The sequence below is a fragment of the Paracoccus zhouxuedongae genome (assembly GCF_041927815.1).
Taxonomy (GTDB): domain Bacteria; phylum Pseudomonadota; class Alphaproteobacteria; order Rhodobacterales; family Rhodobacteraceae; genus Paracoccus.
The window spans coordinates 24,245-31,828 of record NZ_JBHFHM010000020.1; the positions used below are offsets into that span (position 1 = coordinate 24,245).

A 7,584-nucleotide genomic window follows, 5' to 3' on the forward strand; every position below is an offset into this window, starting at 1 on the left:
GGCTCTGCCTGTTTCGCCCATCCACGCGCGCCTGTGGAAGGTCGCGGCGGGGCTGGCCGTGCTGGCCCTGGCCGTTCTGGCGGGCGTCGTGATCGGCGAAACGCCGCTGCCGCCGGGGACGGTGGCAGCGGTCCTGGCCAACAACCTGTGGGGGGCGGGCCATGTCGTCGACCCCATCGACGCGGGTATCATCTGGTTCTATCGGCTGCCGCGCACGCTGGTCGCGGCCGCGTGTGGCGCGGGGCTGGCACTGTCGGGGGCGGTGTTGCAGGCGCTGGTGCGCAATGCGCTGGCCGATCCCTATCTGCTGGGCGTGTCGGCCGGGGCCTCGACCGGGGCCGTCGCGGTCACGATCATGGGCGTCGGCGCCGGGGCCATCGGCATTTCGGGCGGCGCCTTTGTCGGGGCCGCGCTGGCCTTTCTGTTGGTCGCGGCACTGGCGCGGGCGGCGGGCGGCGGTTCGGCGCAGCTGGTGCTGGCCGGGATTGCAGGCTCGCAGCTGTTCAACGCGCTGACCTCGTTCTTCATCGCCAAGTCGGCCAATGCCGAACAGGCGCGGGGCATCATGTTCTGGCTGCTGGGCAATCTGTCGGGCGTGCGCTGGCCCGATGTCGCACTGGCGGTACCGGCGGCCGCGGCGGGGCTGATGGTCTGCCTGTGGTTCACGCGCGCCATGGACGCCTTTGCCTTTGGCGCGGGGGCCGCTGCCTCGCTGGGGATCGACGTGCGGCGGGTGCAGATCGTGCTGATCGGCGCGGTCACGGTGATGACGGCGGTGATGGTCAGCCTTGTCGGCTCGATCGGCTTTGTCGGACTGGTGGTGCCCCATGCGATGCGCTTCGTCGTGGGCGTGCGCCACGGGGCGCTGATCCCGGCGACGGCGCTGGCAGGGGCGGTGTTCCTGATCGCCGCCGACCTTGCCTCGCGCTTGTTGATCCCTGGGCAGGTGGTGCCCATCGGGGTCGTCACCGCGCTGGTCGGCGCGCCCGCCTTTGCGATGATCCTGATCACCCGGCGGGGCCGGGCATGAGGGTCGCGGCACGCGGTCTGTCGTGGAAAGCGGGCGGGCGGGCCATCGTCACCGATGTCGATCTGGACATCGCGCCGGGCGAGACGCTGGGCATCGTCGGCCCGAACGGATCCGGCAAGTCCACGCTGCTGCGGCTGATCGCGGGCCTGTTGCCGCGTGCCGGGGGCGAGGTGCGGCTGGACGACACCCCCCTGCCCCGCCTGACCCGGCGTGAGGTGGCGCAGCGCGTGGCGCTTGTCGAACAGCACGCCGACACTGCCGAGGCGCTGACCGTCCGCGACGCCGTCGAACTGGGCCGCACCCCCTGGCAATCGGCGCTGTCGCCACGCGGTGCCGATGACGACGCCATCGTCGATCGTGCGATGCAGACCCTTGGCATCACCCATCTTGCGCGCCAGCACTGGGCCACCCTGTCGGGGGGCGAGCGGCAGCGCACCCATATCGCCCGCGCCCTTGCGCAGCAGCCCCGGCTGCTTCTGATGGACGAGCCGACCAATCACCTGGACATTCATCATCAGCTGTCGGTGCTGCGGCTGGTCCTGCAACTGCCGGTCACGGTCGCGGTCGCGCTGCACGATCTCAATCAGGCGATGGGCTGCGACCGGCTGGCGATCATGGCGGCGGGCCGCCTTGTCGCCTGCGGCCCGCCCGCGACTGTGCTGACCGGCCCGCGAATGGCCGAGATCTTTCGCGTCGGCGCGCGTCCCCTGATCGACGCGCATGACGGCGCCACCATCCATCGTTTTCACTGCCTGACGGAGCAATCATGAAACTCGCCGCACTGATCCTGATGCTGAGCGCCACCCTGGCGCAGGCCGAGACCCATGAGGTCAAGATGCTGAACCGCAATGACGAAGGCCCGATGATCTATGAGCCGCAGCACCTGACCATCGCGCCCGGCGATACGGTGCGCTTCCTGCCGACCCAGTCCGGCCACAACGCCGCCACCATCGACGGCATGATCCCGGACGGCGCGGAGGCGTGGAAGTCGAAGATCAACGAGGAGTTCGAGGTGACGCTGACCGTCCCTGGCCGCTACGGGATCAAATGCTCGCCCCATTATGCGATGGGCATGGTCATGGTGATCGACGTGGGCGAGGATGCGGAGGCCGAGATCCCGGCCAACGTGCCGGCGCGGGCGAAGCAGCGGTTCGACGCGATCCTTGGGCAAAAGCCGTGAACGCGAACCGCGATCTGGTCGAGGATATCCGCGACTACTGGTCGCGCCGGGCGGAAACCTTTGACCTTGCATTCGGCCACCGGATCGCGCCGGGTGCCGAGGCCGCAGCCTGGTCACAGCCGATGCGCGCGCATCTGCCCGCGCCGCCGGCGCATGTGCTGGAACTTGCCTGCGGCACAGGTGAGGTCACGCGCCTTGTCCACGATCTTGGCCACGAGGTGACGGCGCTGGATTTTTCCGAAGCCATGCTGACCGTCGCCCGCGCCAAACATGCGGGCAAGGCCCGGCTGCGGTTTCTGCATGCCGATGCAGGACAGACGATGGAGCCGGATGCCCGTTACGACGCGATCCTGTGCCGGCATCTGGTCTGGACGCTGGTCGATCCCGCCGCCGCCTTTGCAGACTGGTTCCGCATCCTGCGGCCAGGCGGGCGGTTGCTGATCTATGATGGCGACTGGTCGCGCCCCAAGCCTTCGGGTCGGTGGGCGGCGTGGCTGCTGACCCTGTGGGACCGTTACTCGCCCGATCCCCATTACGACGGCGCGACAGGCGAGGCGCATGCCACGATCATGCAGCGCCTTCCCTTTGGCGACGGGCTGAGCGCCGCGCGGCTGGCGCCGATGCTGGAGGCGGCGGGATTTGCCGGGGTCAGGGTGCTGCCCCACACACCCATCGCCCGCGCGCAGCGCCGCACGAACGGACTGCGCAACGCGCTGCGCACGCGGGTTTACGACCGCTTCATCATGGTGGCCGAAAAGCCTGCGGGCTAGATTGCGATCAGCGATCCCGGTCCGCCGCCCTGGCGGACCCGGCGATCAGACGGTTACGGGGCGAAGCCCGTGAACCGCCCTTTGGCGCGGTGCCGAATGCTGCATCCGACCAATAACCAACTAAACTAGTCAAATATTTTCCGCCGTGCTATCCCAGCCAGGATTCGACCAGCACGAGCCTGCATCATGACCTTTCACCGCCCGCTTGCCGCCGCCACGATCAGCCTGATCGCCACCATGGCGCAGGCCGACCCCACCATCTACCCGCTTGAGATCACGAACTGCGGCCAGACCGTCACCTTTCAAGGCGCACCGAAGAACGCGGTCGCGCTGGGGCAGAACAGCGCAGAGATCATGTATCTTCTGGGGCTTGAGGACCGGATGGGGGCCACCGCCTTCTGGCCGAACGATGTCCTGCCCGAGGTCGCAAACGCCAATGCCAAGGTCGAGACCCTGACGAAAGAGTTTCCGACGCTGGAAGCCGTTTTGGCGAAACAGCCCGATTTCGTCGCGGCGATGCTGGTCACGCTGATGGGGCCGGACAGCAAGGTCGCCAAGCGCGACGATTTTGAAAAGCTGGGGATCCCGACCTATCTTTCGCCTAGCGCCTGTTCGGTGACGCAGACATCAGGCGATGTCTATGGCGCGCGCGACAAGCTTTGGTCGATGGATCTGATGTATCAGGAAATCGACGATCTGTCGCGCATCTTCGATGTGGCCGACCGGGGCCAGGCGCTGATCCGCGACCTGAAATCGCGCGAGGGCGCGCTGCGCGAGCAGTTCAAGGCCCGCGATGATCTGACCTTCCTGTTCTGGTTCTCAAGCCCCTCGCCCGATGACGATGCCTATCTGGCAGGCGGCAACGGCCCGTCGGGCTATATCGCGGATGTTCTGGGGGGCGCCAATGCGGTCAGGTCCGAAACGGAATGGCCCACCCTGGGTTGGGAGGGCATCATGGCGGCCAATCCCACGGTGATCGTCGCCGCGCAGGTGGACCGCGCCCGCTGGAACCTGGACGATGCCGACAACAAGGTCGCCTTCCTGAAGGGCGATCCCCTCGTCAGCCAGATGGAGGTCGTGAGGGCCGGTCGCATCGCCGTGATCCCCGGGCAAGCGATGAACCCCAGCGTCCAGACCCTGTTCGGCGCCGAGGCGCTGGCCAGACAGCTTGACGGGTTTGATCTGCGGAAATGACGCCCTGGCTGTCCGAAGGCCCGTCGCTGCGGCTGGCGCTGCTGCTGGTTGCCGCGTTTGTCGCGCTGATCGTCGCCATCGCACTGGCGACCGCGATCGGGGATTACACGATCGGCCTGCCGTCGGTCGTGCTTGCGATCACCAACAAGCTGGGGTTCACCGATGCCGCGCTGTCGCCCATCGAACAAAGCGTCGTCTGGGATCTGCGGTTGAGCCGGGCGCTTGTCGCAGCGCTTGCGGGGGCGGGCCTTGCCTTGTGCGGGGCGATCCTTCAGGCGCTGCTACGCAACCCGCTGGCCGAGCCTTTCGTGCTGGGCGTGTCGGCGGGGGCCTCGACCGGGGCGGTCTGCGTGATCGTGCTGGGGGTAGGCGCGGGCGGCGTTTCCCTGTCGCTGGGCGCCTTTGCGGGGGCCTTTGCGGCCTTCGGTGTAGTGGCGTTGTTGTCGAATGGCGGGACCAGCGGTCCCAACCACACCATCCTTGCCGGGGTCGCCGCATCACAGCTTTTCAGCGCGCTGACATCCTATATCACCACCACCTCGGGCAATGCCGAACAGGTGCGCAACGTCATGTTCTGGCTGCTGGGCAGCTTTGGCGGCGTGCGCTGGCCGGATTTCCACCTGCTGCTGGTGATCGTGCCGTTTGGGCTTGGCATCTGCATCTGGCTGGGGCGGGCGCTGGACGCCTTCACCTTCGGGGATGAGGACGCCGCCGCCCTTGGCGTGCCCGTTGGCCGCATCCGGCTGATCCTGTTTGCGGTCACGGCCATGATGACCGCGACGATTGTCAGCATGATCGGCGCGGTCGGCTTTGTCGGCCTGGTGGTGCCCCATGCCGCCCGCTATGTCGTCGGGCCGATGCATATGCGCCTGTTGCCCGCCAGCGCCTTGGTCGGGGCGGTTTTCATGGTCACGGCGGATATCGTGTCGCGGGTGCTGGTGCCGCAACAGACCATTCCCATCGGTGTCGTCACCGCGCTTGTCGGCGTGCCCTTCTTTGCCCTCATCCTTTACCGCGCAAGGCCGAAAGCATGACGATCCGCGCCGAAAACCTGTGCTGGGGCGTCGGGCGCAAGATGATCGTGCGCGATGTGTCGATGGCAGTCGCCAAGGGGCAGACGCTGGGGCTGGTCGGGCCGAACGGGTCGGGCAAATCCTCGCTTCTGCGGCTGCTGGCGGGGCTGCGGCGGCCGTGGCGCGGGTCCGTGGCCATCAACGGGCGCGACATCGCGCAGGTGCCGCGCAAGGCCCTGTCGCGTGAGGTGGCCTTTGTTCAGCAAAGCGCGTCCACCGAAACCAGCGTCACCGTTCAGGACGTGGTGCGCCTTGGCCGAACGCCGCATCGATCAGCCCTGGGGGGCTGGGGCGAGCGTGACGAGGCCGCCGTCACCGGCGCCCTTGCCCAGGTCGACATGCAGCGCCACCTTCGGCAGTCGTGGCAGACCCTTTCAGGCGGCGAGCGTCAGCGTGTGCATATCGCCCGCGCGCTGGCGCAGACCCCGCAGGTCATGTTCCTGGACGAACCGACCAACCATCTGGACATCCACCACCAGATCGAAATCCTGCGTCTGATCCGGGGGCTTGACCTGACCAGCATCGTCGCCCTTCACGACCTGAACCTTGCGGCGATGTTCTGTGACCGGATCATCGTCTTGCAGGCCGGGGCGGTGGTCGCCTCGGGCGATCCGGCAAGCGTGCTGACCCACGGCCTTTTGCACGACATATTCCGCGTGCGCGCCGAGATCACGCCCGCACAAGGCGCTGACGGGCCGCATATCAGGTTTCTGCGCTGATCCGGGCGCCCCCGCCCCCGTTGACGCACAGGCGCCCGGCACCGCCACGGCGCGGTGCGTCCGGGCGCGCCAGCACCATGGCCACCGGGTTCCACGCGATCAGGCAAGGGTCTTTGCCCGCGCCATCGGTTGTCCTTCGGTGTTGTCCTTTCGCGCCCCGCTGTCGTAATCTTGCCGAAACGATACAGGACAGGTCATGCGAACATATCTTGCCCCTCTTTTCGCCCTCAGCCTTGTTGCGGGCTGTGCTGTCGGTTCCGCTGTCGTGGTCAGGGGCGCAGGCCCCGATGACCTGCTGAAGCTGCGCGAAGGGCCGGGTCTGGAGCATCGCATCATAATCGGCCTGCCGGACGGCACCCGGCTGACCCGGCAGAATTGCATGACGACCAAGGGCAAACTGTGGTGCCGGGTGGTGCTGACCGACCGGCCGAACGTCTCGGGTTACGTCGCGGCTGACTATCTGGCGCATCGCTAAGGTCAGGCGGCTGACGCGGCGCAGCCCGCGCCACCGCGTCAGCGTCCGTCGCCGTCGGCAGGCACATCTTGCGGTGCCGCTTGGCCATCAGGTCGGTCGCGCGTGCAGCGCATTGTTCAGCAGCGAAGCCGAGAAGGCTGGCACCACCGCTGCGGAACTTCATGACACGACCCTGCGCCGCAAGCTGAGCGAGTGGGCGCGCGTTCGCTTGGGCCGTGACCGACCCTTTCCCCTTCCGGGTCATGCTACGCGGACGACCTCGGAGGAGCCGAGCGCCGAGAAGCGGTTCATGAGCGAGATGAGGACATGGATTTCTCCAGTTTGGCGAGACGGGTTTCGGGCAGCGATGCGTTCACCGAAGGCCTGAGACAGCTCATCGTCGCCTCGATCCAGCCTCGGACATGGTGTCCGGTCCATCGCTTCAAGCACGCCTTGCCCTGATGCCGCGTGGCGGCGTGCTTCCACCTCAATGACCACCGCGCTCGCCCTCGACGCGCTGAATCAGGCCATCTGTCAGCGCGCACCGTCCGAGGCTGCCAAGCTGATCCAGTTAGCGATCGAGGCAGCCATGACCTGTCGATCCGATATGCCGAGCGGCCGACAGAGGTCGCGCCGACAACCTCCTGCAAGATGCCAATGATCTGTTCCTCGGTCCGCCGTGCCGTCTTCACCATCCGGCCTCTCGTTGGACCGGACTATCATCGCAGACGGAGGAAAAATCCCGTGGCAGGTCGATCGAGCCTGTCGAACCGGGCGCGGATGCCGGTCGCGGGTTCGGACCTGTGGCAGGCAATGAAATGGTCGCCGGCGGCGAAGCAGTTTGCCCCGTGGCCGGTGATGGCGTGGGTATTGGCAGGCATGGGCAACCTCCGTTTCAAGATGTCGAAGACATTGCGGAGACAGTTGGACAAGAAAGTCCAAACTACTGATTTAATTTTAAAATGCCGCAAGTAGGGGCTATCTCTGGGTGCAGATGTGCGCCGCACGCAAGGCTGTCGACGCGAGCGATATCACGGTTGGGGTGGAGCCCCCGATCTTGTCCTAGGATAGCGGGATTGGCGTCACCAGGGTCAGGACCCATTGATCTTTTGGATGCGGCCTGATTCACGCTCCGCAAGGAGACTGGATCATGAGCAACCTTTT

General features: G+C 66.6%; 9 protein-coding genes and 1 pseudogene. 8 read left to right on the forward strand and 2 right to left on the reverse strand.

The window, feature by feature from the left end; all coding sequences use genetic code 11:
- Window positions 1-4: 4 nt before the first annotated feature.
- The 8 genes from ACEYYA_RS14870 to ACEYYA_RS14905 all read left to right on the forward strand — a co-directional run bounded on the left by ACEYYA_RS14870 (window position 5) and on the right by ACEYYA_RS14905 (window position 6,441).
- Window positions 5-1,030, forward strand: a complete 1,026-nt coding sequence (locus ACEYYA_RS14870; protein ID WP_374801717.1) for a FecCD family ABC transporter permease — start codon at window positions 5-7, stop codon at window positions 1,028-1,030.
- Window positions 1,027-1,800: an ABC transporter ATP-binding protein gene (locus tag ACEYYA_RS14875; protein WP_374801708.1), complete on the forward strand. Its 774-nt coding sequence runs from the start codon at window positions 1,027-1,029 to the stop codon at window positions 1,798-1,800. Before ACEYYA_RS14870 ends, ACEYYA_RS14875 begins: the two co-directional genes overlap by 4 nt.
- The gene (locus tag ACEYYA_RS14880) at window positions 1,797-2,210 is read left to right on the forward strand and encodes a pseudoazurin (RefSeq protein ID WP_374801709.1); all 414 of its coding nucleotides are present in this window, start codon (window positions 1,797-1,799) and stop codon (window positions 2,208-2,210) included. Before ACEYYA_RS14875 ends, ACEYYA_RS14880 begins: the two co-directional genes overlap by 4 nt.
- On the forward strand, window positions 2,207-2,980 hold the full coding sequence (locus tag ACEYYA_RS14885) for a class I SAM-dependent methyltransferase (RefSeq protein ID WP_374801710.1): 774 nt from the start codon (window positions 2,207-2,209) through the stop codon (window positions 2,978-2,980). The genes ACEYYA_RS14880 and ACEYYA_RS14885 overlap by 4 nt, the downstream gene beginning before the upstream one ends.
- A 186-nt stretch (window positions 2,981-3,166) precedes the next feature.
- On the forward strand, window positions 3,167-4,174 hold the full coding sequence (locus tag ACEYYA_RS14890) for an ABC transporter substrate-binding protein (RefSeq protein WP_374801711.1): 1,008 nt from the start codon (window positions 3,167-3,169) through the stop codon (window positions 4,172-4,174).
- Window positions 4,171-5,208: a FecCD family ABC transporter permease gene (locus tag ACEYYA_RS14895; protein ID WP_374801712.1), complete on the forward strand. Its 1,038-nt coding sequence runs from the start codon at window positions 4,171-4,173 to the stop codon at window positions 5,206-5,208. Before ACEYYA_RS14890 ends, ACEYYA_RS14895 begins: the two co-directional genes overlap by 4 nt.
- Entirely contained in the window at window positions 5,205-5,966 is a 762-nt protein-coding gene (locus ACEYYA_RS14900) for an ABC transporter ATP-binding protein (RefSeq protein ID WP_374801713.1), read from the forward strand. Before ACEYYA_RS14895 ends, ACEYYA_RS14900 begins: the two co-directional genes overlap by 4 nt.
- A 196-nt stretch (window positions 5,967-6,162) precedes the next feature.
- A complete protein-coding gene (locus tag ACEYYA_RS14905; protein WP_374801714.1) occupies window positions 6,163-6,441 on the forward strand; it encodes an SH3 domain-containing protein in 279 nt (92 codons plus the stop codon).
- A gap of 240 nt (window positions 6,442-6,681) precedes the next feature.
- Here ACEYYA_RS14905 and ACEYYA_RS14910 read toward each other — a convergent pair.
- Together ACEYYA_RS14910 and ACEYYA_RS14915 are read right to left on the reverse strand one after the other, a co-directional pair.
- A pseudogene (locus ACEYYA_RS14910) lies at window positions 6,682-6,893 on the reverse strand (IS5/IS1182 family transposase); the annotation flags it as partial.
- 246 nt (window positions 6,894-7,139) lie between these two features.
- Window positions 7,140-7,301, reverse strand: a complete 162-nt coding sequence (locus tag ACEYYA_RS14915) for a hypothetical protein (protein WP_374801715.1) — start codon at window positions 7,299-7,301, stop codon at window positions 7,140-7,142.
- Window positions 7,302-7,584 lie beyond the last annotated feature (283 nt).

Bases quoted from the DNA above. Each gene is read 5' to 3' on its own strand.
- ACEYYA_RS14880 (WP_374801709.1), top strand. From the start codon at position 1,797: ATGAAACTCGCCGCACTGATCCTGATGCTGAGCGCCACCCTGGCGCAG.
- ACEYYA_RS14875 (WP_374801708.1), top strand. From the start codon at position 1,027: ATGAGGGTCGCGGCACGCGGTCTGTCGTGGAAAGCGGGCGGGCGGGCC.
- ACEYYA_RS14905 (WP_374801714.1), top strand. From the start codon at position 6,163: ATGCGAACATATCTTGCCCCTCTTTTCGCCCTCAGCCTTGTTGCGGGC.
- ACEYYA_RS14915 (WP_374801715.1), bottom strand. From the start codon at position 7,301: ATGCCTGCCAATACCCACGCCATCACCGGCCACGGGGCAAACTGCTTC.
- ACEYYA_RS14895 (WP_374801712.1), top strand. From the start codon at position 4,171: ATGACGCCCTGGCTGTCCGAAGGCCCGTCGCTGCGGCTGGCGCTGCTG.
- ACEYYA_RS14890 (WP_374801711.1), top strand. From the start codon at position 3,167: ATGACCTTTCACCGCCCGCTTGCCGCCGCCACGATCAGCCTGATCGCC.
- ACEYYA_RS14900 (WP_374801713.1), top strand. From the start codon at position 5,205: ATGACGATCCGCGCCGAAAACCTGTGCTGGGGCGTCGGGCGCAAGATG.